Genomic DNA, 24,748 nt, shown 5'->3' on the forward strand with positions numbered 1-24,748 from the left:
ACATATGCCGAAATGGTGTGAATATTTTGAAATAGAGCCGCAACGGCAGCCGCATATTTTGCATAATCGTTCTTTAATAATCGTTCTTTATGAAGGTTGAGGTCGAACCCGAGATAAATTTCAGGTAGCCCTCAAACCATCTACTTAAAGGCTACCTGAAACCGGAATAATTAAAGAGGCAAAGGCGGCAAACGCTACTCTTCCCGCTCTGCATTCGCAGCATCGTAAGCATCCACAATTTTCTGCACCAAGGGATGGCGTACCACGTCTTCGCTGGTAAAGGTGTGGAAATAAATGCCCTCGATGCCTTGCAGTTTTTCCCGCGCGTCTTTCAGACCGGACTTAATATTGCGTGGCAAGTCGATTTGGCTGATGTCGCCGGTGATTGCTGCCTTAGCGCCGAAGCCGATACGCGTGAGGAACATTTTCATTTGTTCCGGAGTGGTATTTTGCGCTTCGTCTAGAATCACATACGAACCGTTCAGCGTACGCCCGCGCATATAGGCCAGCGGTGCAATTTCAATCAGCCCGCGTTCCAGCAGCTTGGTAACGCGGTCGAAGCCCATCAAATCATACAGCGCGTCATACAGCGGGCGCAGATAAGGGTCTACCTTTTGCACCAAATCGCCCGGCAGAAAGCCGAGTTTCTCCCCCGCTTCCACCGCAGGGCGAACCAATACAATGCGTTCCACCTCATGTTTACTCATTGCGTCCACTGCTGCCGCTACTGCCAAATAAGTTTTGCCCGTGCCCGCTGGGCCTAGGCCGAACACAATATCGTGGTTGAGCAGTGCGCGGATATAACCGTTTTGGCGCGGCGTGCGTCCGCCCAGCTTGCCGCGCCGCGTTTGCAGGAAATACTGATATCCAGCTTCGCTCTTTGGCACAAAAGCCTCGTCGGCTGTTTTGGCCTCTACCGCTGAGAGCTGGATGTCGTTATCGTCCAAATCCCGCCGCTCAGCCAATTCGGCCAGCTTTAAGAGGGCGACCCGCGCTGCATGAGCATGATTGCCAATAAAGGTAAATTCGGCAAACTGTCGCCCAATTTCCACTTCCAACACTTTACCAAGTTTTTCTAAATTCTCTTCCAGCGGCCCGCACAGCCGCTGCAAAACAGAGTTGTCTATCTCTTCAAATTTCAGGTGTACAGTGTGGCTCATAAACTCTCAAACATTTATTTCAAACTCCCGGCTGCACCGCCTTCTGGCAGCTGGAACAATATAATTTATACGATAATAGGCCGTATCGCGTACCAGGGCAATCCTCGCCGCGCAACCAGATGCTGCCAGAAAGCACAGCCCTGAAACAACACAAAACCCGCCCCTCAACACAGCGCTACATTGTTGCATAAAGCATACAACTTCGCCCGCATCTGCTGTTTTGCCCGCGATTGGATTTGTTTTTTTGCCGCCGAACAATTATATTGCAGTTATGAAATCGCTAATGCGGCGATTGCGTAAGAGCTTAAATAAAGGAAGACGAAGTTTCTTTTTTAAGTGTGTATTTTTAGTTTAGACATAGATAAAGGAATGCAGCATGAAAAAAACCCTGATTGCATTAGCATTGGTTTCCTTGCCGGTTGCCGCTTCTGCGGAAGTGATTCTGTACGGTAACATCCGTGCCGGTGTTGAATTTGTTCGTGAAGGCACCTCTGCCCAGCCGAAGAGCGTAAGAAACGCTTGGGGTGTGGTTGACTACGGTAGCTACATCGGCTTCAAAGGTTCTGAAGACCTAGGTGGCAACCTGAAAGCTATTTGGCAAGTTGAAGCTAACACCAGCTTGGCCGGTGGCAGCTTTGTAAACAACCGCGACAGCTTCGTTGGTTTGGAAGGTGGTTTCGGTACTGTTAAAGTTGGTCGTGTAAGCACTCCGCTGAGAAATGCTGTAGTTGCCCAAGACAACTGGGAATATGGCAGCTACCTCTTAGGCTTGGATCGCTATACCCGTTTCGGTACTCGACGTACCAGCTTGAACTATCAGTCTCCTGACTTTGGTGGTTTTGACTTCTCATTCCAGATGGCTCCTGGTGCTAACGTACACGGCGGCCGCACTAATGACGGCAAGCCGGTATTCGGTTTGGGCTTAGGTTACAAAAACAGCGGCTTCTTCGCACGTTACGCAACTGAATACGCTCGCAAATCTACCAGTGCTGCCGCCGGTCGGAAAGACAGCCACGCCCACAACCTGTCTGTAGGTTATGATGCTAACAACCTGTATGTTGCTGGTGGTTTCCAATACGCTAAGAATGTGAACTCTAACTTCTTTGCAGATGCTGATGTTGCTACTAACACCGAAAACAACGGCAAAACCACAGAGGCTCAACTCTCTGCTGCTTACACTTTCGGTGCCATTACTCCGAAAGCAACTGTAGCTTACGGTCGTGCCAAGAGTGATAATGTTCAGACCGATGGTGGCCGCTACCTGCAAGCCATCGTTGGTGCTGACTACGCGTTCTCTCGCCGCACCACTGGCTTGGTATCTGTAGGTTGGTTGCGTGAAAAAGCCAATACTAACGATAAAAACGTAAACAACTGGGGCGTAGGCACTGGCGTGGTACACAAATTCTAATTTGTGGCTAACCTAGTCTAGTAACCCAACAAAAAGGCTTGCTTCGGCAAGCCTTTTCTTTGCCTATACTCTTCTTGATTGTTTGGAACAAAGGAAAATAGGGTTACCTGAAAGTAACGCTTCAACGAAGCTAAACCAAGCAAATCTGTATTCTCAGGTAACTTTCGATTTAGTATAGCAAACTATGTGCATGGAGTGTGCCGAGCTTTCCCTTGCAATATTTCTCTCGCAATATGGCTCACAAAGTTGCTCCGCACTCACCTTGTACATGAAGGAGGCTACCTGAACCCCTTCAGGTAGCCTTTTCTCATCCAGCCCAGTGGTTTAATTGGTAAACGGATGCTGCAGCACGATGGTCTCCACGCGATCTGGGCCAGTGGAGACGATGGCGATGGGTGCTCCGCACACTTCTTCAATGCGTTTCAGGTAGCCTTTGGCGTTTTCTGGCAACTGATCGAAGCTTTGTACGCCGAAGGTGGATTCTGTCCAGCCGGGTAAGGTTTCGTAGATGGGCGTGCAGCCGACTACGGTATCACTGCCGAAGGGCAGGATATCAGTGGTACTGCCGTCGGAAAGGGTATAGCCGGTGCAGATTTTGATTTCGGGGATGCCGTCCATCACATCAAGTTTTGTAATGCACAGACCGCTGATACCGTTGATTTGGATGGCGCGTTTGAGGGCGGCAGCATCGAACCAACCGCAACGGCGGGCACGGCCGGTTACCGAGCCAAATTCGTTGCCGCGTTCGGCCAGGCCTTTACCGGTGTCGTCAAACAGTTCGGTGGGGAAGGGGCCGGAGCCGACGCGGGTGGTATAGGCTTTCACGATGCCGAGTACATAATCCAAAGCCTGCGGCGGTACTCCCGCACCGGCCGAGGCCGCGCCTGCCAAACAATTGGACGACGTAACAAAGGGATAAGTGCCGTAGTCAATATCCAACAGCGTGCCTTGCGCACCTTCAAACAGCAGGCGTTCACCGCGCTGGATGATGTCATGCAGGCTGCGCGACACGTCGGCGAGCATAGGCAAGATGCGTTCTTTGAAGGCTTTGATTTTGGCCATCACGTCATCAAACTGCACGGGCTCTGCGCCATGCAGGTGTTGCAGCTGCACGTTGTACACTTCGAGATTGGCACACAGTTTGTCGGCCAACAGTTTGGTATCGGCCAAATCGCCCAAACGGATGGCGCGGCGGGATACTTTGTCTTCATAAGCCGGGCCGATGCCGCGGCCGGTGGTGCCGATTTTGCCGGCGCCTTTGGAGGCTTCGCGGGCATGATCGAGCGCAATGTGGTAGGGCAGAATCATCGGGCAGGTGGGGGCGATGTGCAGCCGGCCGGCCACGTTTTTCACGCCGGCAGCAGTGAGCTCGTCGATCTCGCCGAGCAGGGCTTCGGGGGAAACCACCACGCCTGAGCCGATATAGCAATGCAGGTTTTCATGCAGGATGCCGCTGGGAATCAGGCGCAGCACGGTTTTTTTGCCGTTCACCACCAGCGTATGCCCGGCATTGTGGCCGCCTTGGAAGCGCACTACGCCAGCACATTCTTCGGCCAGCCAGTCTACGATTTTGCCCTTGCCTTCGTCACCCCATTGTGCGCCGATTACTACGATATTTTTTGCCATGATATTGTTGCCTTTGTTGGTTAATTGGTAGAAATGGTTTTTTGTAACTTCTGCCTACATTAGAACCTTAATGTGTTCAGGTAGCATGGGCAGGGTAAGGAATGTTAATTCATACATGCTGCTGAAAGCTTTGGCCTGCGCTTCGTCTATATCGGTAACCAGTAAGATAAAGTTTTCGGCGGGAATATTCAGCCGTTTGCGTAGGGTAAGGTATTTATCCAAATCGCGACGGTACTCACCAGTTTTGCATTCGATTACCAAAGGCTGTTTGCCAGTAGGCAGAAAGACGACATCCAGTTCATGCAGGTCTTCATTGGCGAAACGGATTTCCAAGCTTCTGGCGCAAGAGAACGAATAAGTTTTCCCCCGTTGCTTGGCTTCTTTCAATATCTGCCCGAGTGCGTACCATTCCAGCCATTCGCCACTAAAAAATTGGCGGACAGGTACGGCACTTTGTAGCTTCAAGTGGATGAGTTTATCTTGTTTTTGATAAGAATAGCGTGAAAATAGGGTGTTGCTATAAAACTCGCGGCAGAGGGTGTTAATTTGTTGGGCGTCTTTTTGCGAGTATTTTTTCAAATCCAAATTCAGCCCGCTGTGGCTATTGCGGTATGACCAAGTAATTCTGCCGATAATGTCTTTGAATACGTTGTAATACTGCCCAATACGTTCGGCAGCTTCATCGTAATAGCCGCTCATGTCCACGGCGGAATAGTCGAAGTTTGGGGTAATTTGTTTGTCAGCAAACCATTGCGCCAATCCGAAATGCTGCTGTGTAGTACTTAGAACTTCAGTATTCGACAATTTAATGCCGTATAGTGGATTGGTATCACTTGATTGTGTGGCCTCATTTGCTAAATTAGAAACCTGTTCGCTTTCCTGCTCTTTCAACGCATTTAGTTCACGCATAACAGCAGCGTAGCGGTTAATCAGCTGGCTGATGAAATACACGGTATCGTAAACGGTAACTGGCTGCCCACATTTTTGGCATACGGCACCTTCTTGTACAGAATGTTCCCCTAGTTGTTTACAATGGTTGCAGCGATAGACGCCCATTACCTCCCCTTTCTAATCTTATTAATCTTAATAAATAAGAAGCAATTAGATTTTTCAGGTAGCCTCCCCATACCAATAATTAGGCTACCTGAAACTATTTATGCCACCTGCGTTTGATGCTCGCTTCCCGCGCGTTCGCGGATTGTGCCCAGGCGGTACGCGGTTTCGCCTTGTTCGGCGAGGAAGGCTTGCGCTGCCTCAGCCTGCTCGGCAGGCACGATAACGGCCATGCCGATGCCGCAGTTGAAGGTGCGGTACATTTCCTGCTGCTCCACGTTGCCGGCCTGTTGCAGCCATTGGAACAGTTTGGGCAGCGGCCAGGATTGGGCATCGATTTGCGCCACGCAGTTTTCAGGCAGCACGCGCGGGATATTTTCGGTAATGCCGCCACCGGTAATGTGCGCCATGCCTTTGATTTCAAATTTTTCCAGCGCCGCCAAAATCGGTTTCACATACAGGCGGGTGGGCGCGATAACGGCTTGGCGTAGGGTTTGGCCGCCGTCGAACTCGGCATCCAAATCGGGATTGCTGCGCTCGATGATTTTGCGGATGAGCGAATAGCCGTTGGAGTGCGCGCCGTTGGAGGCGAGGCCGAGCACCACATCGCCGGGCCGGATGCTGCGGCCGTTGATGACTTTGCTTTTTTCCACCACGCCCACGGCGAAGCCGGCCAAATCGTATTCGCCTTCGGGATACATGCCGGGCATTTCGGCCGTTTCGCCGCCAATCAGGGCGCAGCCGGATTGTTCGCAGCCCTCGGCGATGCCTTTAATCACATCGGTGGCGCGCGCCACATCGAGCTTGCCGCAGGCGAAATAGTCGAGGAAAAACAGCGGCTCTGCGCCTTGCACGAGGATGTCGTTCACGCTCATGGCAACCAGGTCGATGCCCACGGTGTGGTGGATATCCCATTCAAACGCCAGTTTCAGCTTGGTGCCTACGCCGTCGGTGCCGCTCACCAGCACGGGGTTTTGATACTTTTTGCCGATTTCCACCAGCGCGCCGAAGCCGCCCAAGCCGCCCAACACTTCGGGGCGCAGGGTGCGCTTGGCAAAGGGTTTGATGTTTTCGACCAGTTGGTCGCCCGCATCGATATCGACACCGGCGTCGCGGTAGCTGAGGGATTGGGTCATGGCATTCTTTCGGGGAAAAATTTAAAACAGGAAAACGTTATTTTACCTGATTTTAAGCAATGGCTAAGGATTGAATTGGGCGGCCTAATCCAGCAGGTTGTCGAGCGCACGCTCAATGATGGGGAAGGCAAATTCAAATCCTTGCTGCAACAGGGCTTTTGGTGGGGCAAATTGGCCGTCTAGCACCAAATCGGCCTGCTCGCCCAGCATCAGGCGCAACACTTGCTCGGGAACGGAAAACAACAGCGGTCGGCGCAGCCGTTGGGCAGCAGCGCGGGCAAAGTCGAGCTGGGTGGTGCGCTTGGGGGCAGTAATGTTGTAGGCCTGAAAGCCGCTGTGTGTTTGCGTAGCCAGCAAACGGATGGCGGCCACGGCATCATCCATATGCACCCACGGCAGGGGCTGCTCGCCGCTGCCGAGCCGGCCCGCGCAGTAGCGCACCGGTTTGAGCAGCTGCGGCAAAATGCCGCCATCCCTGCCCAGCACCACGCCAAAGCGGCATACGGCCACCGGCACGCCGCTCTCCTGCTGTACGCGCTGTATTGCCGCTTCCCATTGCCGGCACAGCTGCGAAGGGAAAACATTTTGCGGTGGTGCGTTTCCCGCACACGGCGGCCAGCCCTCCGCGCTGCCGTTGCCATAATAGCCCACGGCGGAAGCCTGAATGATGAGGCGCGGCGGCTGCGGGTGGTGGCGCAGCCAGTCGGCCACAGCCTGCACCGGCTGCAAGCGGCTTTGCAACAGCTCCTGCTTGCGCTGCGCCGTCCAGCGGCCTTCGCCCACCGACGCCCCGGCCAGGTTAATCAGCAAATCGGGGCGGATACTGTTGTAGAGGTGGTGCAGCGCGGCGATGTATTCAAAACGCTTATCCGCCTCACGCGCGCTGGCCGGATGGCGGCTAACGATGATCACACGATGGCCGTCGGCCTGATACGCCGCAGCCAGATGGCGGCCGATAAAGCCGCTGCCGCCGATAATCACGATAGTTTGCCGGCTCATGCGCACCTCCGGCCGGCAAAAGAAAAGGCTACCTGAAACATGACTTCTCTTTCATGAAGAATTTTCAGGTAGCCTGCCATGTTCCAAACAGGTGTGCAAGTTTATTGATGCGAGGATATTCGGGCTTGTTTCAGGTAGCCTCAGCGGCGCAGACCACCTGAAATACCATCCTATTCCTTGCAAAAGAACAAATCTGCAAGCACTCAAAATATCAAAAGGCTACCTGAAACCTTTCAGGTAGCCTTTAATCATGCTTACAACAGTAGCCTACTGATGCCGGCGCAGCTCTTGGCGCAGCGACTGCAAGCCGGAGCGGCGGTCGGCAATTTGCAGTTGCAGGTTGCCGGCACGATCAGACTGGTTGTTGCGGCGGGCAGTGGCCAGCTCGCGTTCCACCTGCGCCAAGGCACGTTCTTCACGGCGGATGTCGCGGGCGATGATTTCCTTGGGTGTGAGCGGTTTGGCGGCAGCAATCACCGGAGCAGGGTGCACGGGGGCGCGACGCTCGGGCTGGTGGCGCAGGGTAACGCGCATGGGCACGGATTTGCTGATTTCCACATCGCTGGCGGCAGCCACGGCTTCTTGCCATATGGCGGGCAATTCGCTGCTGCCACCATTGGCTTTATCGGCAGGTTGGCTAGCGGATGCGGAGGCAGCAACCACGGGGGGAGACACAGCGGCAGCCTGCTTGGGCAAATCAGCCTCTTCCTCCACCAAAGACTTAGTCACGGGGCGGCAACGGCCTTGCGGCAAGGAGGTGCGCACACTACGCCCATCGGCCAGCTGGCAGAGATAGGAAATTTCAGCCGGAGCGGTTTCGCTGCGGGCAGCGGGGGTTTCGGTGGCGGCACTGATGCCGAAAGCCAGCAGCAAAAAGCTGGGCAGAACAATATGGGCTAATTTTTCAAACATGATGTGGTATGTATTGCTAAAGCGTTTAATTTCCCATACGGCATTGGCTTACTATGGCGAATTAATCCGCTGTGTTATGAATAGATACAGCATTATATCAAGCAGCAGGCACACGGGCTGTTGGCTTAGGTTTAAACAGGTAAACAGGCTACCTGAAAAACGCAACAGGCTTTAAGCGGCGTGAATTCAATTTAATTCAGGACAAGGCACGGCATAAAGGCTTAAAATATTCATTTTTTCCAGCAGGAGAGAGCCATGGCACAATTCTTCGCCATCCACCCCGAAAATCCCCAAGAGCGGCTGGTGAAACAAGCCGCCGAAATCGTGCGCCAGGGCGGCGTGATCGTGTATCCCACCGACTCCTGCTACGCGCTCGGCTGCCAAATGGGCAACAAAGAAGCCATGGAGCGCATCCTGGCCATCCGCAAAATCGATTTGAAACACCACCTCACCCTCATGTGCGCCGATTTGAGCGAGCTGGGCACTTATGCCAAAGTGGACAACAGCCAATTCCGCCAGCTCAAGGCCGCCACCCCCGGCGCCTACACCTTTATCCTGCCCGCCACCAAAGAAGTGCCCAACCGCACGCTGCACCCCAAACGCAAAACCATCGGCCTGCGCGTGCCCGACAACCAAATCGCCCTCGCCCTTTTGGCCGAGCTGGGCGAACCCATGCTCTCCTGCACCCTGATGCTGCCCGAAGAAACCGAGCCGCAAACCGACCCCTACGAAATCCGCAACCTGCTCGAACACGCCGTGGATTTAATCATCGACGGTGGCTGGTGTGGCACCGAGCCGACCACGGTAATCGATATGACCAACGGCACCGAGCTTATCCGTCAAGGTGCTGGCGATACCACGGTGTTTGGGTTGTGATCAGCGAGTGAACCGAAACAGCTGTTGCAACCGACACACAACAAAGGCTACCTGAAACCCTTCGTAAAAATCCCGCTGCGGAGTATTTCAGGTAGGTAGCCCCTCCCTGCCCTACCACCCAAAGCCAAACCGCCTGCACACAATGGATGCAGGCGGTTTGGCTTTGGCTTGGCGCCGGGTTACAGCACTGCCAAAGCAGCATCGTAGTTGGGCTCTTGGCCGATTTCGGGCACGAGTTCGGCGTGCAGCACTTTATTGTTTTCATCCAGCACCACCACGGCACGGGCGGTGAGGCCGCGCAGCGGGGTGTCGGCCAGGGTGATGCCGTAGTCGGCGCCGAAGCCGCTGCGGAAGCTGGAGAGCGTTACCACGTTTTCAATGCCTTCCGCGCCGCAGAAGCGGGAAAGGGCGAAGGGCAGGTCGGCGGAAACGCACAGCACCACGGCGTTTTGCAGCGCGGCGGCGCGTTGGTTGAAGGTACGCACGGATTGGGCGCACACGCCGGTGTCGATGCTGGGGAAAATGTTGAGCACTTTGCGCTTGCCGGCGAAGTCGGCCAAGGTTTTATCGGACAAATCGGCGGCGGTGATGGTGAAGGCGGGAGCGGCGGTGCCAACGGCGGGCAAGTTGCCTACGGTGTTGGCGGGCGTGCCGCGGAGGGTGATGTTTGCCATTTTGCTATCCTTTTCTTGATGTTGATGAAGATTGCTGTTACGCGGCGGCAAGGATAGAGGTTTTTCTACGGATTGCCAAGCAATGGCTATCTGAAAGCGCGGCTTTAACGAAGTTAAAACGACACGCAGCAGGGTTTCTGCGGAGCGATAGCGGACTGAATTGTAATCGATACAAGGCAGCGAGCCGCAGGCAATAACAAGAATCCGGCCAAGCAACCCAACACCATATCGGCCATTCAACCGGCTCACTATCCAACTTTTCAGGTAGTCTCACCCATCCAGCACATCCAACAAAGCAATCCTCGCCCGCAGGCCCCAATAGCTGGACAACCCAGTGGTGCTGTGGCGCACACGGCCGTTTTTCACCAGCACGATGGTGGGCGTTACCTGCACCTGCCATTGCCGCGCCCAGACGCCGTCTGCATCATTTACTGTATCGAATTGCCAGCCGTGCGTTTTCAGGTAGCTCCTCACTTCTTCATCGCCGCCCGACTGCAAGGCCACACCCACCACGGGCACGCCGTTGCGCGCGAGTTTATCCACCGCCGGAGAGGTGTGCCGGCAAATACCGCACCACGAACCCCAGAAATACAGCACGGTAGTGCGGCGGCCGCCCAGTTCGGACAAGGTGGTTTGCCTCCCTTGCAGGGTGTGCAGCGGCAGTACGGCAGTCTGGGGCGGCACGACAGGGGCGCGATACCAGTCAAGCAGCAGGCTGATAACGATAAAGGCGGCAGCCATCGTGGCGGCTTGGCGCAGAAAGGAGAAAAGGCGTTGGCGGATGGGCAGCATGGTTTGGTTTGAATGGTGTGTGGAAGGATTGGTTTTTAACTTCATTGAAGCTGCGCTTTCAGGCAGCCCCAATCCCCCAATAATAAAGGCTACCTGAAAAACGATGCGAAGCAAAGTTTCTGTGAAGCTAAAGCGCAGCTTCAATGAAATTAAAACGAGCAGCACGAGTTTCTATGAAGCTAAAATTTTTTGGCAGCCTATGTTGAGCCTTATTTTTCTTGCAGCTTGCGGATTTCGTTTTTGAGCCATTCAGCCCAGTTGGAACGTTGGCGGCAGAGGGCTTCACTTCAGTAGAGGCAGTCCCTGCCATACCGCGCGAAGCTTCGGTATTGCGGGCAAATATTTGGGCAACAAAGAAGGCAAACGTTTCCGCGCTTTGCCACATGCCGCCATGCTCGCCATACACGCGGCAGGCTTCAGGGTGGAGCACATCAAGCAGGGCTTCGATTTCGGGTTGCCGGGCAAGCCATGAGCCGTTGTCATCATCTAAGTTGGGCACTTCCTCCAGCCAGCATTTGATGTTTTCCAGCCCCTGAAAGCGCGGGTTGTGCCAGAGCAGGCACAGGGGCGCAGGCAGGGCTTTAGTTAGTTTCCGGTATGCCTTGCGGGTTATTGTGGTCAAATCGCCAAACAAGTTCATACAGGACGCGGTTGTGCTTGGTTACGGGCAGGGCGAGCAGGATGTCGCGGACTTGCTCGGGGTATGCCAGAGGCTGAGTTTGGTCATGATGTATTCGGTGTGGGGTTGGCCGGTTTCAGGTAGCTTTTCCGTTTCCGCGCCCAAGCCACGCAAATTTGCGCTCTTTTATCGGCAGCGTTATATTTCTCCATACATAAATCTTTCTCCAAAGGAGTGAAATCATGGAAAAACTCACCCCCAAATCCTTTATGATGCACCTGCTCAACGGCTCGGCCTTGGGCATTGTGGTAGCTCTGGTGCCGGGTGCGCTGTTGGGCGAGCTGTTTAAGGCGCTCACGCCGTATTGCGAGCCGCTAGGCATGCTCACGCAGATGATTGGTGCCACCAACGCCATGGTCGGTATCGCCGTAGGTGTGTCCATCGGCTATATGTTTAAATTCACACCAATTGAATCGATTTCGGTGGGGATGGCTACCATGGCTGCCGGCGGTGCGGTGCGTTTTGCCGACGGCATCATCCAGCTCAAGGGCACGGGCGATATTTTCACCATGGTGTTCACTGCTGGCATTGCCGCCGGGCTGATTGTGCTGCTGCGCGGCAAGGTGCGCGGCTATGCGATTTTGGTGGTGCCTGTGGTGAGCTTGTTTGTGGCGGGCACGCTGGGGCGGCTGGCGTTTCCGTATTTCATCGCCTTTTCGCAGCTGTTGGGCTCATGGATTGCCCACCTGCTCACGCTGGAGCAAACGCTGATGGCGGTGCTGATTGCCATCGCGTTTGCCTGCCTGATTGTTTCGCCGGTGTCTTCCGTGGGTATCGCCACGGCGATTCACTTGGCCGGCGTGGGCTCGGGCGCGGCCAATTTGGGCATTTGCGCCTGTGCGTTTTCGCTGGCCGTGGCCGGGCGGCGGGTGAACCCGTTGGGCACTTGCGCGGCGCATTTTGTGGGCTCGCCCAAGCTGTCCATGCCCAATATCGTGGCCAAACCCAAGCTTTTGCTGCCGATTATGCTCAATGCCGCGCTAGCCGGGGTGCTGGCTTCGCTGTTTCAAATCCAAGGCACGGAATTTAGCGCCGGCTTCGGTATCAGCGGCCTCATCGGCCCGGTGAACCATTTGAAACTCGCCGGCTGGGGCGCGGAGCAGCTGGCGGTGTCGCTGCTGGTGTTTGTGCTTGTGCCTGTGGCCGGGGCGTTTGCAGCGGACTGGCTGTTTGTGAATAAGCTCAAATGGATTGCGCCGGAAGATTACAAGATTGATGTGTAATGAAAAGAGGCTACCTGAAAAATGGGCAAGCAGTTTCAATTTCGTTGAAGTTGCGCTTTCAGGTAGCCTTTGGTTTGTGTGCCGAAAGGCTACCTGAACAAGCAAAATTACCTTGCCCTGCTATATAATCCGCCGCCATGAACACCATCGAATCCGCCCAAAACCCCGCGCTCAAACATCTGGCCAAACTGCTGCGCAGCGCCCGTGCTCGCCGCGAGAGCGGGCAGGCTGTGCTGGAAGGGGCACATTTGCTCTCCGCCTATTTGCAGGCGGGCGGGCAGGTGTTGCAAGTTTATGTGCCTGCAAGCAAAACGCAGCAGCCGGAAACTGCACGGCTGCTCACGCAGCTGCCACCCGAACGGGTGGTGCAGACGGCGGGCGCGGCCTTGCAGAAAATCACCAGCCTCACCGATGCCGAAGAAATCACCGCGCTGATTGCGCTGCCGCCCACCGCGCCGTTTGATGCCGAAGCCGATTGCGTGGTGCTGGAGCGTATTCAAGATCCGGGCAATATCGGCACGATTCTGCGCAGCGCGGCAGCAGCGGGCGTGGGGCAGGTGGTACTTTCCGCTTATTGCGCCGATGCGTGGTCGCCCAAGGTGCTGCGTGCGGGCATGGGGGCGCATTTTGTGCTGCGCTTGTTTGTTGAGCCGGATTTGGCCATGTGGCGGGAGCGATGCTGTGTGCCGCTGCTGGCCACCGCGCTGCGCCGCAACAGCGTGAGCCTGTATGATTGCGATTTGCGCGCACCCGCTGCCTGGCTGTTCGGCAACGAAGGCACGGGCGTGAGCGAAACCATGCTGGCCGCGGCCAGCCGCCTCGTGCATATTCCGATGGCGGCGCAAACCGAATCGCTGAACGTGGCGATGGCGGCCACCGTTTGCTTGTTTGAGCAGATGCGGCAGCGGTTGTAGCGGAAGTTCGGTTTTCGGCTAAAAGGCTACCTGAAAACGAGGCTTCCAAAGAAAGCTGAGTTTTCAGGTAGCCTTTTGGTTGCACAGCGGCATCATCTTTAGTGCGATTTTGCCTATGCGGCTGTTTTTGGCAGCGGTTTTGTGCCATAATTCGCGCCTGCCTGTTTTAGCAGGCATTTAGGAGTTGGCGTGGGTCTTCCCGGCTCGGCCAGCTTGTCCGGCCGCAAGGCTATATTTTTGGAGTTTTATTATGGCATTAACCGTAGAACAAAAAGCGCAAATCATCAAAGACTTCCAGCGCAAAGAAGGCGATACCGGCTCTTCTGAAGTACAAATCGCTCTCTTAACTTTCCGCATCAACGATCTGGCTCCGCACTTCAAAGCCAACCCGAAAGATTTCCACAGCCGCCGCGGCCTGCTGAAAATGGTGAGCGCCCGCCGCCGCCTGTTGGCCTATCTGCGCAACACTGATGTGGATACCTACCGCGATGTGATTACTCGCCTGAACCTGCGTAAGTAATCTTTGCCCAATAAAAACCGTGCCGCCGGAGCTTTCCGGCGGCACGGTTTTTTTGTTTTAGCTGCTCTTTAACTTGATAGCAACTCAGCTTTGACTTTGCCAAAACCTCGGTCCGCTTCGCAGAAACTCGTCCTCCTGCGGAAACCTCATTTTCAGGTAGCCTGTTGGGTGTAAGGCTACCTGGAAATAGTATCGTTCAAGCCCTGCTTTTGGGCTGTTGCGTTGGTTCTTCTTGCTGCTCTGCTTGGTATGAAAAACGCGCTGCAGCCATAGGGCAGGTTTCAGGTAGCCTTTTCCAGCAGGCGGGCGATTTCGGCCACGATGGCATCGGCGGTATCGCGTTTGCCCATTTCCGGCAGCGCGGTTTCGGCCGAACCGCTGATGAGCGTTACTTGGTTGTTGCCGCTGCCCATGGCACTGACAGCGTGGTTGGCCACGATCAACGGCACGCCTTTGCGCAGCCGTTTGGCGCGGGCGTGTTCGAGCACGTTGTGGCTTTCAGCGGCAAAACCCACGCAAAAGGGCGCGTTGGGCAGCCGAGCCACGGTGGTGAGGATGTCGGGGTTTTCTGCTAGCTCAATAACGGGCGGTGTGCCGCTGCCGTCTTTTTTCAGCTTTTCGGCGCTGCGGTTGGCCACATGGTAGTCGGCCACAGCGGCCACGCTGATGAATACGTCGCAGCTACGCACTTCCCGCATCACAGCTTCGTGCATTTCACGCGCGCTGTGGGCATGGAGCACGGCTACCCCGGCGGGCGGGGCTACCTGAAGCTGCCCGGCCACCAGCACCACTTCTGCCCCGGCGGCACGGCAGGCTTGTGCCAGTGCCACACCCATGCGGCCGCTGGACAGGTTGGTGATGCCGCGCACGGGGTCGATGGCTTCAAAGGTGGCGCCAGCCGTGAGCAACACGCGTTTGCCAGCGAGCAGCTTGGGTGTCCATAAATCGGGCAGCAGTTCGGCCAATTCGGCGGCTTCGAGCATGCGGCCTTCGCCGGTTTCGCCGCAGGCCTGGCTGCCGCTGGCGGGGCCGAACACGGTAATGCCGTCGGCCTGCAGTTGGGCGATGTTGCGCAGGTTGGCCGGGTTGCGCCACATTTCCACGTTCATGGCGGGGGCAACAGCCAGCGGGCAGGCGCGGGCGGCGGCTAGGGTGGGGAGCAGATTATCGGCCATGCCGTGGGCAATTTTGGCTAGGGTATTGGCGCTGGCGGGAGCGATGAGGAATACGTCGGCCTCGCGGCTTAGGTGAATGTGTGCCATGCCGTCGGCGGAATCGGCAGTATCGTCCGTCCACACAGTGTACCCGCTTAGGGCTTGGAAGGTTTGCGGAGAAACGAAACCGGCAGCGGCGCGGCTCATGGCCACGCTCACGGTATACCCCTGTTTTCTGAGCAGGCGTACGAGTTCGCAGGATTTGTAGGCGGCAATGCCGCCGCTGATGCCGAGCAGGATGTGTTTGGTGGGCATGGTGTATGGCGTGATGTGAAAAGATGGGCGCTATGGTAACACAGGGATGGGCAGGGTGTTTCAGGTAGCCTTCGGATAGGGAAATGCTACCTGAAACTAGTTGTTGCACATTGATAACAGAGAAACAGTATCCATTTAGAGTAAGCAGTCCAATGAGATGTGTTGTATTGCTATTTTGTACCTTTTATCCATCAATTGCTGTTGTTGGTGATGAGTTTTCGTTAGCTCCCTTGTTTGCATATGTTAGAATCCGCTGCTTTTATTTTGCGGAACGGTATGTGAGCATTTGAAGCCTGTTCAAATGTATCAACGTATTTGCACTTTAATGAATTAATTTAATGAATAAAATTTATAATATTGTGTACTCTGAAGAGCGCGGCAGCTGGGTGGTGTGCTCAGAGCTGGAGCGTGCTAGTCGGAAAAAATCTTCCAGTAATTCTGCCGCCAAGCTGCTGGCTTCTGCTGCAGTGATTGGTCTTGGCGTATCTGCTTTGCCCGCAGCGGCTTCTACCTGCGGCGACGGTAGTACTGTAGCCAATGGCGGTAGCTGTGATATGGGCACATTCAGCGCAACCGTTAATGACCGTAAGGTTGGTCAGGCTTTGGCTAATAATGGTGATACCGTTACTGTAACCACCTCAGATATCAACAAAATTACATCGGCAAGCAGCTCGTTCCGAGCCGGCAAGCTGCGCAATTTGTTTACCGATCCAGCTATTCTCCAGCAGTTGAGTGATTTGCAGCGTGTGAACCCCAATTAAAAAGGCGAAACACGTACTGTTACCGACCCAATCAGCGGCAGTAATCAAACTGTTAACGTATACAATAATATTGGCTTTCTATCCGCATTGGACATCGATAGCATCGTGGCGACAGGGAATGATGTTTATGTGGATATACGCATCGGTACCGCCACCGGCAGTGGCAGCAAAATCATTGCCTCTTTGGGTGATCCCAATGCTGCTATAGTAGATAATACCGTTGCCACCAACCGTACGGCTACGCCTATCGCTGCAAAAGATACGCGCATGGTGCAGGCTGAAAATGGTGCTTCGGCGGAATGGACATCTAAAAACCGCATCCGGTTTGAGCAAAATGTAGTTGTGTCCGATAAATTATCTATTACCCAGGCTTTGTTCCAGCCGAAAACTGTTACCTTTTATGGACGGCAGCACCTATCGGCTCGACACAGTGCAAGATCTGATCAATTACAACAACAATGTTTTGAAACCTGCTATCGGTAAACCTGGTTTTGCCAAAGCCGGCGAAACTCAACAGGCGGCTTATGACCGCTGATTCAATGAGGCTGCCAAAACCCAAAATTATAAGCTTGAACAACCTAATCCAATCACGCCCACTCCGGATTCGTTGCTGCCTACAAGGAAATTTGGTGTTGGCTGCTACTGGCAGCGGCTCAACTGCTACATTGAAGAATGGCGGTCAAATCGACCATCGTACCGGACAAGGTACCGGTGGCGGTATGCTGGCTGAAGAAGGCGGTAAGGCTGTTATTGAAGAAGGTGCTAATTTGTCTGGCGTCTTCAGTAGCTTAGTTGTGTGTGGTTCGGGCAGTGTCGGCGAAAACCACGGTGTGATTTCCAGTGGTTATTATGCTTCCGACAATTTCGATACCAGTAAAGCTGGTCAGGTCAATAAAAACGATAATTATGTTGAAGCCATAACAGTTAATGCTACTAATAATGGCGTTTTCAAAAACGACGGTATCATCAACGTTACCAGTTTTACTTATCCCGATCTGAATTTCAATAACTACGGTATTCGGGTAAACAATAATGCCACAGCTGTAAACCAAGCAGGCGGTGTTATTAACGTTGCGGTGAATCACACGCCGAATAATCCTGTGCATGGCGTACGTATGGAGGACAATGGTACGTTCACGGGCGAAGCCGGCAGCGAAATTTTCATCGGCCGTACTGCGCAATATAGCAAAAATACGCCCACGACCCTAATCGGCAACACCTCCGATCAGGTTGGTATCTTGGTGAGAGGCAACAATGCTACCGTAAATCACGATGGCACTATTACCATCGGTAAGGAAACCCAAGGTGCAACCGCTGTTAGAGTGAGTAATGGTAATGCCACGGTAGCAGGCGGTCAGCCGAAGCAGAATATCGGCGTTCAAGCGCAAAACTCCGGGACTGCACAAATCACTAATGCCGGCACAATTAATGTGAGCGGCACCAATGCTGTGGGCGAGAACATCGTGGCCGAAGCTGGGTATACGGCCAAGATTACCAATACTGCCAGCAGCAAAATTATTGTGGAAGAAACCAGCGCCAACACTGCTACCCGTAACTACGGCATTTATGCTGAAGGACGAGGCACAGGTAAGGCTGATGTGGTGGTAGATGGTACGCTGACGTTGAAAGGTGATAACGTAATCGGTGCCCATACACGTGGCAACTCAGCGATGGACGTAAATTCGAACATGATCAACAGTGTTCGATGATTCCAACAACGCAAAAAACCAAATTGCCTACTATATTCACGGCGGTTCAGCCACAGCCAATATAGCGGCTTTATCCAACAATACCAACATTATCACCGAAAACTCCACCCTATTCCGTGCGGAGGCGGGCGGCACTATTAATGCAGCAAGCCTGAATGTAACCGCTTCCGGAAAAGATGCAGTAATTTTAACCAGCAACGGCAAAGATACTGGCGCCAACAAAGTGTCCAGCATCACAGTAAACAACGGCACGTTCAACCTCACCGGAAACGGCGCAACTGTTGCGCTGGTATCCGGCGGTGCAACCGGCAATCTGAAGGGCACAGCAACCATTGCTGACAGCGCCACTGGTGCCACCATCGGTAAAGCAGATGGCAGAAGCTACGGTTTGGATAACCAGCTGATTGCAGGTAGCGCCAGTAATAACACCACCAAATTGGTTTCCGAACTGAACACCATCACTAACGCAGCCGGTGTAACCGGATATACCGCGCAAAACAGCAGCACAGTGGAATATTCAGGTAGCTTCAATCTAAATGGCGCCAACAGCGTTGCTGTACAAACACTGGATAACGGTACAGCCAACCTGAACAACGCAACGGTGAAAGCCAATGGTGATGCTTTGCGAGCCAATGGTGGCAACAACACCATCAATGTTAATGGCGGCACGGTAACCGGCACCACCAACGTATTTAATTCAGTTACCGGCACCAACTCGCTCGTTACCACAAACGGTGCAGTGCTGAATGGTGTGATGTCGCTGGCGGCAGGAACTTCTTCCGTGGAGCTGGCTAACGGCACCACCTGGAACAATACTGGAAATTCCACCGTAACCAGCTTGGATAACTCAGGCACCGTAGCCTTTGCCACACCGGTTGCAGCTGCTGTTGGTAATTACAAAACTATCACCGTAAACGGCGACTACACCGGCAATAACGGTAAATTGGTGGTGAACAACCTGTGGAACAGCGATGCCGACAAAGATTCTGATCACCTGATCATCAAAGGCACCGCTAGCGGTACTACCGTGGTTAGCACGCCGAACGGCATCATCGGTAACATCAGCAAAACCAACGCCCAGCAATTCTCGTCTGACGTGGTTACTGTAGAAACCCCGAGTGCCAATGCCCCTAATCAGCAAGAAGGCCAGCCTGACGGCAATGCCATCTTTACCGGTACGGCTAATACCACCAATGCCGGCCAAGCTCAGCTTGTATTGAAGAGCACTGCTGGCGGTAAAAACGTGTATACCTGGACGCTGTTTGCCGACCCCAACGCCGGTCCGTCGACCTACATTTACGCCCCTGCCGTGGCCGGCTATGTGTTGATGCCGCAAGTGAACCAAGAAATTGGCCACCACACTATCGGCACCCTGCACGAGCGCCGTGGCGAGAACCAAACCCTTGCTTTGGATGATTGCGCCCGTTGCGGCGAGCAAGCCAAAGGCCAAACTTGGACCCGCCTCCTTGGCAGCCGCCTCGATAGCGATGGCAAAGAACGCTTCAATTTTGAAACCAAAATGGGCGGTTTCCAGATCGGTCACGACTTCGCTGTTCGCCGCAACGATAAAGGCGGCCACCGTCTCACCAGCGGCTACCTGGCCTATACCCGAACCAGTACCGATTTCTTCGACCGTTATCGTGCTGTAAACGGCAGCATCAGCCCTGACCACTACAGCGGCAAAGGCACCACCGATGCAGTTAGCCTCGGCTTGAGCAACACCTATTATGCCGCCAACGGCAGCTACTTCGACTTGGTTGGCCAGCTGAGCTGGTTGCGTAACAAATACCAAGATCGCGACAGCGCCAGCGTGAAACAAAACGGCTGGGGTGCTGCCATCTCCGCCGAAGTCGGCCGTCCGTTTGCCTTAGGCAGCCATGCCGACAACCAAGGTGGCTGGCTGATTGAGCCGCAGGCACAACTGGTATACCAATACGTTGGCCTCAAAGATTTCAACGACGGTATCCGCCAAGTTAGCCAAGACAAGCAGCACAGCTTGCGCGGCCGCCTTGGTGCCCGCTTGGCCTACAACGGCCCCAGCCGCAGCCTGCGCACCAACACCTTCTATGCCGTGGCCAACGTATGGCACGACTTTATCCAGCCGCACGGCGTAGATATCGGTGAAGACAATGTGCGCGAGAAACGCAACGCCACCTGGGGTGAAGTTGGCCTCGGCGCCCAGCTGCCCGTATCCCGTAACGCCTATGTGTATGGCGATGCCTGCTATCAGCACAACTTCGGCAGCACCAGCCGCCATGGTTACCGTGGCAGCGTAGGCTTCAAATACACCTGGAAATAAGCGTTTGATGCAGCAAAGGCTACCTGAAAAAGTTTGAGCAAACCGTTTTCAGGTAGCCCCAACAAGGATTGAATACAATGAATCAGATTACAAAAACCCTCCTTCTCACCGCTTTGACCGCCGGTTTGAGCAGCCAAGCCGCCGCCCGCGACGTACACCACCGCTGGTGTGCCGAAGAAGCGCCCGTTGAGCAACCCGTTGTGGAAGACCCGATAGTTAAAAGTGAGCGCATCAACCTCTCGGCTGACGCCCTGTTCCGCATCAACCTCTCGGCTGACGCCCTGTTCCGCTTCAACCAATCGGATGCTGCCGATATGTTGCCCGAAGGCAAAGCCACCCTCGACCGCTTGGCCGAAAACCTCGTTAGCCGTCAAGCTCATATCGACAGCATTACCCTCACCGGCCACACCGACCGCCTCGGCAGCGAGCAATACAACTACAACCTCGGCCTGCGGCGTGCCCAAACAGTAAAAGACTATCTGCAGGGCAAAGACGTGCAAGCCCCCATCAGCGTGGCCAGTGCCGGTGAAAGCCAGCCGGTTACCACGGCTTGTACCGGCACCCGTGCCACTGCTGCTCTGAAAGCCTGCCTGCAGCCCGACCGCCGCGTTACCGTGGATATTTCCGGCACAGCAGCGCAAGAGTAGTCTAGCCGGTTGGAATCAAGGCTACCTGAAAAACAGCAGAGCGGAATTGCCGCCAAGCTGAACTTTCAGGTAGCCTTTTTCTATGGTTAAACCAAAGTATAGTGGATTAAAATAAGAATGGGACAAGGCGGCGAGCCGCAGACAGTATGAGCAATACGGCAAGGCGAGCCAACGCTGTAGCATTCTTATTTTAATTCACTATATTGAATCGTTTGAAATCTTGGGCATGAATTGAGGCTACCTGAAAAATGGAATAATGGCTTGCCGGCTTGGCCGGGCAGCTTTCAGGTAGCCTTTTACAGCACCGGTATGCTCTCAGGCGACAACACTTTCCCTGCCGAATCGGCCAAAAGCGGGCGCATTCGGTTTTTTTCATTGCCCCTGCCGGTGCTCTATCCTACAATTACGCTTTGCAGTCTGTGATTTATCGCTTGAAATAAAAACGATACGAGGGCGAATCGCCTTGCCGCTTCAATGCCACCATTTTGCCTCGTTGCCATTTTGAACAAGCATACACAAACTGCCACCTGCGGCTTCCCGTGCGGAAGCCGGTTTGCAACTGCTGCGGAGCCCTGTGCCCATGTCTGAAAAATACATTCCTCCCCAAAAGCCCTATCTGCAAATCAAAGACGTGGTGAAAACCTACGGCGAGAATTATGCGGTGGACCACATCGATTTGGATATCGACCGACACGAAATCTTCGCCCTGTTGGGCAGCTCCGGCTCGGGCAAATCCACGCTGCTGCGTATGCTGGCGGGTATGGAAACGCCGGATCAGGGCAAGATTATTTTGGACGGGCAAGACATCACCCGCCTGCCGCCCTACGACAGGCCGATTAACATGATGTTCCAAAGCTACGCCCTGTTTCCGCACATGACGGTGGAGCAGAACATCGCTTTCGGCCTGAAGCAGGACAAAATGCCCAAAGACCAGATTGCCGAACGGGTGGAGGAAATGCTGCGCCTGGTGCAGATGAGCAAATACGCCAAACGCAAGCCGCACCAGCTTTCCGGCGGGCAGCAGCAACGTATCGCGCTGGCCCGCGCGCTGGCCAAACAGCCCAAACTTTTGCTGCTGGATGAGCCTTTGGGTGCGCTGGATAAAAACCTGCGCCAGCAAACCCAGCTGGAATTGGTGGATACGTTGGAGAAGGTGGGCGTAACCTGCATCATGGTAACGCACGACCAAGAAGAAGCCATGACCATGGCCGCGCGCATCGCCATCATGTCGGAAGGCCAGCTGCAGCAGGTGGGCACGCCGCGCGAGGTGTACGACTTCCCCAACAGCCGCTTCACCGCCGAATTCATCGGCGAAACCAATATTTTTGAAGGCCACCTGGTGGCCGACGAGGCCGACCACGCCGAAATCGACTGCCCCGAGCTGGCGCAGAACATCCTCATCGACCACAGCGTGGCCGGGCCGGAGGAGCAGACCATGTGGGTCAGCATCCGCCCGGAAGACATCAATATGCACAAGGAAAAGCCGGCCAATGCGGGCGAACACAACTGGACCATCGGCACGGTGAAGGAAATCGCCTATTTGGGCAGCTTCGCCATTTATCATGTGCAGCTGCCCAGCGGGCGCATGGTGAAAAGCCAGGTGCTGTCGTCTTATTGGTATTTGGCCAACCTAGAGCCGCCCACTTGGGACGAAACCGTGTATCTGAGCTGGCCGGCCAACCAGCCCGTGCCACTCACCCGCTAAAGGCTACCTGAAAGCGAAGCTTCAACGCAGTTAAAGCTTAGCGAAGCGAAGTTTCTGCAAAGCGGATCGAGTTTCCGCAAAGCCAAAACGCGGTTGCAACAGAGTTAAAACCAACATACCGGTTCGGCAAGGCAGCCGAACATGAAAAGGCTACCTGAAACCTGAAACCGCACTTTCAGGCCAGGGCAAGCAAGAGAGGCTACCTGAAAAATGAAATGGCAGGCTTTAAAACGCAAACTCAGCCCCGGGCAGGGGCTGGTTATCGGCATACCCTATTTGTGGCTGCTGGTGCTCTTCCTGATCCCCTTCTTCTTCGTGCTGAAAATCAGCCTGGCCGAGCAAGCCACCTCGATTCCGCCCTACACCCCGCTCTACACGGTGGACGAAGCGGCCGGGCGCGTGAACATTTCCCTGAGCTACCTGAACTACACCGGCATTTTCGATAATTTCTGGCAGTCGTTGTGGCTCGGGCTCAACCCTTTTGCCGACAAATCCGGCAGCAACCTGTATGTGCACATCTACCTGCTCTCCATCAAAACCGCCATCACCGCCACGCTGATCTGCCTCTTGGCCGGCTACCCCATCGCCTACGCCATCTCGCGCAGCCGCGAAAAATGGCGCAACCCGCTGCTCTTGGCCATTATGCTGCCGTTTTGGACCTCGCTGCTGCTGCGCGTGTACGCCTGGATGGGCCTGCTTTCGCAAAACGGCATCATCAACAACCTGCTGTTGCGTTGGGGTTGGATTAACCAGCCGCTGGATATGTTCTACAACAGCTTCTCGCTCAATATCGTGATGGTGTACACCTATCTGCCCTTTATGGTGCTGCCGCTGTACACCCAGCTCCTCAAGCTGGATAACCGCCTGCTCGAAGCCTCTGCCGATTTGGGCGCCGGGCCGGTGAAATCATTTTTTTCCATTACCCTGCCGCTCTCCAAAAGCGGCATCATCGCCGGTTCCATGCTGGTGTTTATCCCGGCGGTGGGCGAATTTGTGATTCCCGATTTGGTGGGCGGGCCCGAACACCTGATGATCGGTAAAGCCCTGTGGCAGGCCTTCTTCACCCAAAACGACTGGCCGCTCGCCTCGGCCATGGCCGTGGTGATGGTGCTGCTTTTGGTGGTGCCCATCGGCCTGTTCCACCGTCATGAAGCCAAACAGCTGGAAGGAGCGCGCCGTGGCTAGAAAATCTGCATCGTCCACCTGGTTTCTGCGCATCTGCCTGTTTTTGGGGCTGGCCTTCCTCTATATCCCGCTGCTGGTGCTGGTGGTGTATTCCTTCAACCGCTCCGAGCTGGTAACCGTATGGGGCGGCTTCTCCACCAAATGGTACGGCGCGCTGCTGAATAACAGCGAGATTTTGGAAGCCACCTGGCTCTCCATCCGCATCGCGCTCATTTCCTCCGCCGCCGCCGCGGTGCTCGGCACGATGGCCGCCTATGCCCTGGCGCGCATCAAACGCTTCCGCGGCAGCACCTTGTTTACCGGCATGGTGTCCGCCCCCATGGTGATGCCCGACATCATCACCGGCATCTCGCTGGTGATGCTGATTCTGCAAGTGCAGGCCTTGCTGCGCGGCTCCAGCCTGAGCTGGCTGCAATTCGAGCGCGGCTGGTTCACCATCTGGCTCGGCCACACCACCCTGTGCATGGCCTACGTTACCGTGGTCATCCGCACCCGCCTGGGCGAGCTCGACCAATCCCTGGAAGAAGCCGCGCAGGATTTGGGCGCCAAGCCGTGGAAAGTTTTCTGGGTGATCACCCTGCCGCTGATCGCCCCCGCCATCGCCTCCGGCTTCCTGCTCGCCATGACCCTTTCCATGGACGACCTGGTAATCACCTCCTTCCTCAGCGGCCCCAACTACACCACCCTGCCGCAGCTGATTTTCGCCAAAGTAAAACGCGGCGTGAACCCGCAAATGAACGTGCTCGCCACCTTCCTAATCGCCATCATCGGCACCCTCGTCATCACCGGCAACTACTTCATGATGCGCCGCGTCAACAAACGCGACCGCGAAGCCGCCCTGGCCTACAAACAAGCCCAGGAAGCCGCAGCGGCAACAGCCACCCCGCCGCCCTCCGCGCTGATTGAGGCCGAAGAGGCTGCGCAGGAGGCAGATACGGCTGCCGAAACGGCCGATACCGGCAGTACCTCGTCAGAATAACAAGCTGACCGCAGGTTTGACT

General features: G+C 54.9%; 24 protein-coding genes. 13 read left to right on the top strand and 11 right to left on the bottom strand.

The genetic code is table 11. The features are described 5' to 3' along the window. Positions 1 to 194: 194 nt before the first annotated feature. Complete coding sequence (locus A7P97_RS08375) at positions 195 to 1,160, bottom strand: PhoH family protein (protein WP_067530107.1); 966 nt, start codon at positions 1,158 to 1,160, stop codon at positions 195 to 197. Between the two features lie 376 nt (positions 1,161 to 1,536). On the opposite strand from A7P97_RS08375, the gene A7P97_RS08380 reads away from it, so the two are divergent. Beyond that, positions 1,537 to 2,568 carry a porin gene (locus A7P97_RS08380; RefSeq protein ID WP_067530108.1) on the top strand — a complete coding sequence of 344 codons (1,032 nt, stop codon included), beginning with the start codon at positions 1,537 to 1,539 and terminating at the stop codon, positions 2,566 to 2,568. Between the two features lie 324 nt (positions 2,569 to 2,892). Here the strand turns inward: A7P97_RS08380 and A7P97_RS08385 are convergent, their stop codons facing one another. The 5 genes from A7P97_RS08385 to A7P97_RS08405 all read right to left on the bottom strand — a co-directional run bounded on the left by A7P97_RS08385 (position 2,893) and on the right by A7P97_RS08405 (position 8,294). Continuing rightward, complete coding sequence (locus A7P97_RS08385) at positions 2,893 to 4,194, bottom strand: adenylosuccinate synthase (RefSeq protein ID WP_067530109.1); 1,302 nt, start codon at positions 4,192 to 4,194, stop codon at positions 2,893 to 2,895. A gap of 54 nt (positions 4,195 to 4,248) precedes the next feature. Further along, positions 4,249 to 5,250, bottom strand: coding sequence for a hypothetical protein (locus A7P97_RS08390; RefSeq protein ID WP_067530110.1), 1,002 nt, complete (start codon positions 5,248 to 5,250; stop codon positions 4,249 to 4,251). 98 nt (positions 5,251 to 5,348) lie between these two features. Beyond that, the gene (gene purM / locus A7P97_RS08395) at positions 5,349 to 6,383 is read right to left on the bottom strand and encodes a phosphoribosylformylglycinamidine cyclo-ligase (RefSeq protein WP_067530111.1); all 1,035 of its coding nucleotides are present in this window, start codon (positions 6,381 to 6,383) and stop codon (positions 5,349 to 5,351) included. 84 nt (positions 6,384 to 6,467) lie between these two features. Continuing rightward, positions 6,468 to 7,382, bottom strand: coding sequence for a TIGR01777 family oxidoreductase (locus A7P97_RS08400; RefSeq protein ID WP_067530112.1), 915 nt, complete (start codon positions 7,380 to 7,382; stop codon positions 6,468 to 6,470). 267 nt (positions 7,383 to 7,649) lie between these two features. Beyond that, positions 7,650 to 8,294, bottom strand: coding sequence for a hypothetical protein (locus A7P97_RS08405; RefSeq protein ID WP_067530113.1), 645 nt, complete (start codon positions 8,292 to 8,294; stop codon positions 7,650 to 7,652). A 255-nt stretch (positions 8,295 to 8,549) separates the two neighbouring features. Between A7P97_RS08405 and A7P97_RS08410 the strand changes: the two genes are divergently transcribed. Continuing rightward, positions 8,550 to 9,170: an L-threonylcarbamoyladenylate synthase gene (locus A7P97_RS08410; RefSeq protein WP_067530114.1), complete on the top strand. Its 621-nt coding sequence runs from the start codon at positions 8,550 to 8,552 to the stop codon at positions 9,168 to 9,170. 179 nt (positions 9,171 to 9,349) lie between these two features. Here the strand turns inward: A7P97_RS08410 and tpx are convergent, their stop codons facing one another. The 4 genes from tpx to A7P97_RS10910 all read right to left on the bottom strand — a co-directional run bounded on the left by tpx (position 9,350) and on the right by A7P97_RS10910 (position 11,429). Next, positions 9,350 to 9,844: a thiol peroxidase gene (gene tpx, locus A7P97_RS08415; RefSeq protein ID WP_067530115.1), complete on the bottom strand. Its 495-nt coding sequence runs from the start codon at positions 9,842 to 9,844 to the stop codon at positions 9,350 to 9,352. 270 nt (positions 9,845 to 10,114) lie between these two features. After that, positions 10,115 to 10,627: a protein disulfide oxidoreductase gene (locus A7P97_RS08420; RefSeq protein ID WP_067442020.1), complete on the bottom strand. Its 513-nt coding sequence runs from the start codon at positions 10,625 to 10,627 to the stop codon at positions 10,115 to 10,117. Positions 10,628 to 10,763: 136 nt separating this feature from the next. Further along, complete coding sequence (locus A7P97_RS08425) at positions 10,764 to 11,276, bottom strand: hypothetical protein (RefSeq protein ID WP_231865693.1); 513 nt, start codon at positions 11,274 to 11,276, stop codon at positions 10,764 to 10,766. A gap of 21 nt (positions 11,277 to 11,297) precedes the next feature. Continuing rightward, positions 11,298 to 11,429, bottom strand: a complete 132-nt coding sequence (locus A7P97_RS10910) for a hypothetical protein (protein ID WP_255361157.1) — start codon at positions 11,427 to 11,429, stop codon at positions 11,298 to 11,300. A gap of 68 nt (positions 11,430 to 11,497) precedes the next feature. On the opposite strand from A7P97_RS10910, the gene A7P97_RS08430 reads away from it, so the two are divergent. The 3 genes from A7P97_RS08430 (at position 11,498) to rpsO (ending at position 13,972) form a co-directional block, all read left to right on the top strand. Continuing rightward, positions 11,498 to 12,538, top strand: a complete 1,041-nt coding sequence (locus A7P97_RS08430) for a PTS transporter subunit IIC (RefSeq protein WP_067530116.1) — start codon at positions 11,498 to 11,500, stop codon at positions 12,536 to 12,538. Positions 12,539 to 12,675: 137 nt separating this feature from the next. Continuing rightward, entirely contained in the window at positions 12,676 to 13,452 is a 777-nt protein-coding gene (locus tag A7P97_RS08435) for an RNA methyltransferase (protein WP_067530117.1), read from the top strand. Between the two features lie 250 nt (positions 13,453 to 13,702). Next, entirely contained in the window at positions 13,703 to 13,972 is a 270-nt protein-coding gene (gene rpsO / locus A7P97_RS08440; RefSeq protein ID WP_003823508.1) for a 30S ribosomal protein S15, read from the top strand. Positions 13,973 to 14,253: 281 nt separating this feature from the next. Here rpsO and coaBC read toward each other — a convergent pair whose 3' ends face one another. Further along, the gene (gene coaBC, locus A7P97_RS08445; RefSeq protein ID WP_067530118.1) at positions 14,254 to 15,441 is read right to left on the bottom strand and encodes a bifunctional phosphopantothenoylcysteine decarboxylase/phosphopantothenate--cysteine ligase CoaBC; all 1,188 of its coding nucleotides are present in this window, start codon (positions 15,439 to 15,441) and stop codon (positions 14,254 to 14,256) included. A gap of 338 nt (positions 15,442 to 15,779) precedes the next feature. Between coaBC and A7P97_RS10800 the strand changes: the two genes are divergently transcribed. The 8 genes from A7P97_RS10800 (at position 15,780) to A7P97_RS08470 (ending at position 24,726) form a co-directional block, all read left to right on the top strand. Then, positions 15,780 to 16,202 (top strand): ESPR domain-containing protein, encoded by a 423-nt coding sequence (locus A7P97_RS10800; protein WP_231865694.1) that lies wholly within the window; start codon positions 15,780 to 15,782, stop codon positions 16,200 to 16,202. 129 nt (positions 16,203 to 16,331) lie between these two features. Next, positions 16,332 to 16,685, top strand: a complete 354-nt coding sequence (locus A7P97_RS10805) for a hypothetical protein (RefSeq protein WP_231865695.1) — start codon at positions 16,332 to 16,334, stop codon at positions 16,683 to 16,685. Between the two features lie 146 nt (positions 16,686 to 16,831). Then, on the top strand, positions 16,832 to 17,911 hold the full coding sequence (locus tag A7P97_RS10810) for a hypothetical protein (RefSeq protein WP_231865696.1): 1,080 nt from the start codon (positions 16,832 to 16,834) through the stop codon (positions 17,909 to 17,911). After that, the gene (locus A7P97_RS10815) at positions 17,901 to 20,210 is read left to right on the top strand and encodes an autotransporter outer membrane beta-barrel domain-containing protein (RefSeq protein WP_231865697.1); all 2,310 of its coding nucleotides are present in this window, start codon (positions 17,901 to 17,903) and stop codon (positions 20,208 to 20,210) included. Before A7P97_RS10810 ends, A7P97_RS10815 begins: the two co-directional genes overlap by 11 nt. 77 nt (positions 20,211 to 20,287) lie before the next feature. After that, positions 20,288 to 20,857, top strand: coding sequence for an OmpA family protein (locus tag A7P97_RS08455; RefSeq protein ID WP_067530119.1), 570 nt, complete (start codon positions 20,288 to 20,290; stop codon positions 20,855 to 20,857). Between the two features lie 580 nt (positions 20,858 to 21,437). Continuing rightward, positions 21,438 to 22,562 carry an ABC transporter ATP-binding protein gene (locus A7P97_RS08460; RefSeq protein WP_067530120.1) on the top strand — a complete coding sequence of 375 codons (1,125 nt, stop codon included), beginning with the start codon at positions 21,438 to 21,440 and terminating at the stop codon, positions 22,560 to 22,562. A gap of 210 nt (positions 22,563 to 22,772) precedes the next feature. Continuing rightward, the gene (locus A7P97_RS08465) at positions 22,773 to 23,747 is read left to right on the top strand and encodes an ABC transporter permease subunit (RefSeq protein ID WP_067596349.1); all 975 of its coding nucleotides are present in this window, start codon (positions 22,773 to 22,775) and stop codon (positions 23,745 to 23,747) included. Next, positions 23,710 to 24,726: an ABC transporter permease gene (locus A7P97_RS08470; RefSeq protein WP_067530121.1), complete on the top strand. Its 1,017-nt coding sequence runs from the start codon at positions 23,710 to 23,712 to the stop codon at positions 24,724 to 24,726. Before A7P97_RS08465 ends, A7P97_RS08470 begins: the two co-directional genes overlap by 38 nt. The last annotated feature ends 22 nt before the right edge of the window (positions 24,727 to 24,748 follow it).

The organism is Eikenella sp. NML070372 (assembly GCF_001648415.1).
Classification (GTDB): domain Bacteria; phylum Pseudomonadota; class Gammaproteobacteria; order Burkholderiales; family Neisseriaceae; genus Eikenella; species Eikenella exigua.

What these genes read in the sequence shown, in the direction of transcription:
- A7P97_RS08375 (WP_067530107.1), bottom strand. Translation starts at nt 1,160, where the DNA reads ATGAGCCACACTGTACACCTGAAATTTGAAGAGATAGACAACTCTGTT.
- A7P97_RS08380 (WP_067530108.1), top strand. Translation starts at nt 1,537, where the DNA reads ATGAAAAAAACCCTGATTGCATTAGCATTGGTTTCCTTGCCGGTTGCC.
- A7P97_RS08385 (WP_067530109.1), bottom strand. Translation starts at nt 4,194, where the DNA reads ATGGCAAAAAATATCGTAGTAATCGGCGCACAATGGGGTGACGAAGGC.
- A7P97_RS08390 (WP_067530110.1), bottom strand. Translation starts at nt 5,250, where the DNA reads ATGGGCGTCTATCGCTGCAACCATTGTAAACAACTAGGGGAACATTCT.
- purM (WP_067530111.1), bottom strand. Translation starts at nt 6,383, where the DNA reads ATGACCCAATCCCTCAGCTACCGCGACGCCGGTGTCGATATCGATGCG.
- A7P97_RS08400 (WP_067530112.1), bottom strand. Translation starts at nt 7,382, where the DNA reads ATGAGCCGGCAAACTATCGTGATTATCGGCGGCAGCGGCTTTATCGGC.
- A7P97_RS08405 (WP_067530113.1), bottom strand. Translation starts at nt 8,294, where the DNA reads ATGTTTGAAAAATTAGCCCATATTGTTCTGCCCAGCTTTTTGCTGCTG.
- A7P97_RS08410 (WP_067530114.1), top strand. Translation starts at nt 8,550, where the DNA reads ATGGCACAATTCTTCGCCATCCACCCCGAAAATCCCCAAGAGCGGCTG.
- tpx (WP_067530115.1), bottom strand. Translation starts at nt 9,844, where the DNA reads ATGGCAAACATCACCCTCCGCGGCACGCCCGCCAACACCGTAGGCAAC.
- A7P97_RS08425 (WP_231865693.1), bottom strand. Translation starts at nt 11,276, where the DNA reads ATGAACTTGTTTGGCGATTTGACCACAATAACCCGCAAGGCATACCGG.
- A7P97_RS08430 (WP_067530116.1), top strand. Translation starts at nt 11,498, where the DNA reads ATGGAAAAACTCACCCCCAAATCCTTTATGATGCACCTGCTCAACGGC.
- A7P97_RS08435 (WP_067530117.1), top strand. Translation starts at nt 12,676, where the DNA reads ATGAACACCATCGAATCCGCCCAAAACCCCGCGCTCAAACATCTGGCC.
- rpsO (WP_003823508.1), top strand. Translation starts at nt 13,703, where the DNA reads ATGGCATTAACCGTAGAACAAAAAGCGCAAATCATCAAAGACTTCCAG.
- coaBC (WP_067530118.1), bottom strand. Translation starts at nt 15,441, where the DNA reads ATGCCCACCAAACACATCCTGCTCGGCATCAGCGGCGGCATTGCCGCC.
- A7P97_RS10800 (WP_231865694.1), top strand. Translation starts at nt 15,780, where the DNA reads ATGAATAAAATTTATAATATTGTGTACTCTGAAGAGCGCGGCAGCTGG.
- A7P97_RS08455 (WP_067530119.1), top strand. Translation starts at nt 20,288, where the DNA reads ATGAATCAGATTACAAAAACCCTCCTTCTCACCGCTTTGACCGCCGGT.
- A7P97_RS08460 (WP_067530120.1), top strand. Translation starts at nt 21,438, where the DNA reads ATGTCTGAAAAATACATTCCTCCCCAAAAGCCCTATCTGCAAATCAAA.
- A7P97_RS08465 (WP_067596349.1), top strand. Translation starts at nt 22,773, where the DNA reads ATGAAATGGCAGGCTTTAAAACGCAAACTCAGCCCCGGGCAGGGGCTG.
- A7P97_RS08470 (WP_067530121.1), top strand. Translation starts at nt 23,710, where the DNA reads ATGAAGCCAAACAGCTGGAAGGAGCGCGCCGTGGCTAGAAAATCTGCA.